We start from the raw sequence: 3,431 nt of genomic DNA on the forward strand, positions 1-3,431 counted from the left end.
GGAAATTCATGCAAACCAATCTCATTGATGTACAACAACCAACTATTTTATCATGCAACTAAAATTGATCAGAAAAGCCAATTTTGAAGAACTATTTCCAATTTGGAGTTTAGAAGAACACTTTGCTGGGCAAGGGCAAATCATCTTCAAAGATGGTCGAATTGGCATTGGTTTTAAAGTCAATTGCATCGAAACTGAAAGACTAAGTTCGGGCGAATACAACAAAATTGGCGAGAGTTTTACCGCTGCTTTAGCCGACCTACCGCCCGATGTTACGGTGCAATTATTGGGCTATTACCACTATTTACCTTACGAGGCTGACTTGCAAAATAAGTCAAATTATGAGTACAAAATCTTGATGAATTACCTGCAAAGACCTATTCAGCAGCACCAACAATACTTGTTTATTTCCTACGGAACGGCAGATATAAAACAAAAGAGTCCTGTCAATAACTTGTATGTCAGAAAAGGAATGTCTTATGTTTCTAATCCTTTCAAAGACATTGAAAAGGTAAATATTCAGCTTGAACGCATGGCAAATACCTTTATTTCAAAGGTAACGCAAAACAATATTACTTATATTCGATTGGGAAAAGAAGACCTCAAAAGTGTGGTGTTGCAATATTTTAACCTAAAATTTGACGAACCGCAGTATTCAATCAACAATGCGTTTCAACCGCAAAGAGATTGCTTACAAATCGGGCAAAAATTGGTAGGAATTGCCACCATGGACGGACAAGCCAAAGAGATTTTCTACGACCATAAGAACGAACAGGGTATTTTCACGCCAACAATTTTGCCTTTGGGTAATGAATTAGCACTTGAACACATTCTTTCAATCACTTGGAAATCTTTGGATACCGAACCCGCCATTCGCAGCCTCGAAAGCAAAGCCCGATGGACGAATAATTTAGGTTTTCTTGCTTCCCAAGCCCACGATACGCAAAGTGAAGAAATCAGAGAACACATAGACGAAGTAACCAAAGGAGGTCGGAAACTCTTTGATATGAATGCCAGTGTGATTTTCTGGGGCGTGGGTGAAAGGCAATTTAGTCAAAATAAAGACCTCGTTGGCAGAGCTTTTGGCAAAATTAGAGCCAGTGCATTTATTGAGCAAACCGACACTTCTGCCTTGTTTTTCTGTAATTCTCCCGCCAATTCCTACCAAAATTATCGCTGGATTGAAAAAATAACCAATGAAAATGCGGCAGTTTATGCCAATTATATCAGCAACTATCAAAGTGAGAATAGGGGAGAATTGCTTTGCGATAGATATGGTTCGCCAGTTTATGCGGATTTCTATTCACCCAAACTGAATGGCAACAATTTTATGGTTATTGGCCCAACTGGTTCGGGCAAAAGTTATACCATTGGTTACATGATTATTCAGCGGCAAGAAAAAGGCGAAAGACAAATTATTATTGATGTGGGTGGCACTTACAAAACTATTTTCTTCGGCAACCGTAAAAGTCTGTATTATGAGTACAATCCCAACGACCCACTCAAATACAATCCTTTTCTGATTCATCGCAGTAATAATGGCATTTATGACCTGAAATCAAAGGAGAATGAGTTAAAACCAACCTTTTTAATCAATTTGATTGCCACAATTTGGCTTGGCACAGACCGAAAATTAGAGCCTGCGGAATTAGCAATTTTAGGCGAATTGGTCGTGGGTTATTATGATGCGTATAATGAAACTTTGCTCGAAGTACCAAGTATTGATGGCTTTTATCAGTACGTATTGGCGTATCGAGAAAAAGGCATTGCCGACTCGAAATCTGTTGAATACCTTGATTATGAGAGACGACAACGCTTTTTTGATTTCAATAAATTGATTATCACGCTCAAACAATTTGCCAAAGGCGGTTTGTACGGTGAAATCTTGAATGCCGAAACACTGGACGACGTTTCTGCATTTCCGTTAATATGTTTTGACTTGGCGAAAATCAAAGAAAACCCTACGCTTTACCCCATAGTAGGCATGATGATAAGCGAACTGGCTGCCGATATTTTGGCAAAATACCCTAATGATATTCGACGTATTTACATTGACGAAGCATGGAGTATGTTGAGTGGTTTGGGCAATTTTATTGAAAATATGTACCGAACGATTCGGAAAATAAAGGGAGTCATTGGCATTATTACGCAAGGCATCAATGAAATTAAAAAGTCGGGTATTGGCGAAATTGTCAAAGCCAATAGTTCGACTATTATTATTTTAAACCACGAAGATAGTGATGTTTTGAAAGGATTATGTGAATACATGGGCTTGACCGAACATCAGGAAGATTTAGCAAAATCCTTGCGAAAGTCGCAAAAATGGCGAGAAATCTTTGTCAAACAAGGCGAATTTGCCAAAGTCTATCGGGTGGAAGTTCCGCCTTACATTGCTGGTTTGATTACCAGTTTTCCTGACGACCGTAACTATATCAGAAATTTGGCGGGTGAAAATGGCGAGAATATCACACTGGCACTCAACCGCTGGATTGAGCAGAAAGCCTTCCAAATCACAGACGAGAGAGAGAAGGATTTATTATAAGTAATAGTTTTCATTTACATACTTATTTATATACTTAAAAGAATACATTATTATGGTTTTAATTTATGCAAATCCTGGTATCATGGAGAATGGGACTTTTCAAGGAGCATTGGGAGCTGCCAAAGCATTGGTCAGTACCGCTTCGGGAACTTGTTTGAGTGTGGCATTTGCCATGCTTGCCGTACAAGTTTTTTGGATGATTACCCAAGTCATTGTCTTTCAAAAGGCTTGGGATTTGATGGCAGTTCTCAGAATTGTAGGCTACATTTTCTTTATTACATTTTACAACGAATTGGCTACTTCCATCATTTGGACGGCAGATTATATCAGTAATTTGTTTGAAGCCAAAAAAGATATTTTGAATGCTTTGGGCAAAATTACCACTGGCGATATTACCCAAACCCACTCGACTTCGCTGGGCATTCTTGGCACATTACCTTATGATGATTTTTCAAGTTTTGTGGCTTGGTTGATGAGTAAAATACAAGAGGGTTTATCCCTATTTGTTCGGCTGTTAATCAGCAAGATGCAGGTAATGTTACTATCATTTATGTACGTGGCAGGGATTTTTGCAGCCATGCTTGCCACCATACCGGGCTTTGGTGGCTCGTTTGGACATTGGCTCAAAAACTTGCTCAATGTGCTGTTTTGGTCATTGACACTGGCAATTTTGGACAATTTTATGGTGTTTTTCTTCAAAAGTTACCAACCCGATCCAGCCGATGCCATGATTGATTTGGTGGTTTTAAACCTTGCCATAATCATTATATACATCAGTGTGCCTTTGCTCACGAGCCTTTATATTGGTCATGCGGCAGCATCAGGCATCATGTCTCGCATGGGTGGTGCAGTTGGTGGCATGGCTTACGCCGCCAGCGGTTATATGAAT

Annotated in this window: 2 protein-coding genes; both read left to right on the top strand. The window is 39.3% G+C overall.

The features are described 5' to 3' along the window. Positions 1 to 52 precede the first annotated feature (52 nt). Positions 53 to 2,542 carry a helicase HerA domain-containing protein gene (locus tag ACH2CJ_RS07790; RefSeq protein ID WP_394991842.1) on the top strand — a complete coding sequence of 830 codons (2,490 nt, stop codon included), beginning with the start codon at positions 53 to 55 and terminating at the stop codon, positions 2,540 to 2,542. A 52-nt stretch (positions 2,543 to 2,594) separates the two neighbouring features. Continuing rightward, on the top strand, positions 2,595 to 3,431 hold an 837-nt coding region (locus ACH2CJ_RS07795; protein WP_394991844.1), incomplete at its 3' end, for a hypothetical protein.

Source organism: Emticicia sp. (assembly GCF_043780375.1).
In the GTDB taxonomy this organism is placed as follows: Bacteria; Bacteroidota; Bacteroidia; order Cytophagales; family Spirosomataceae; genus Emticicia.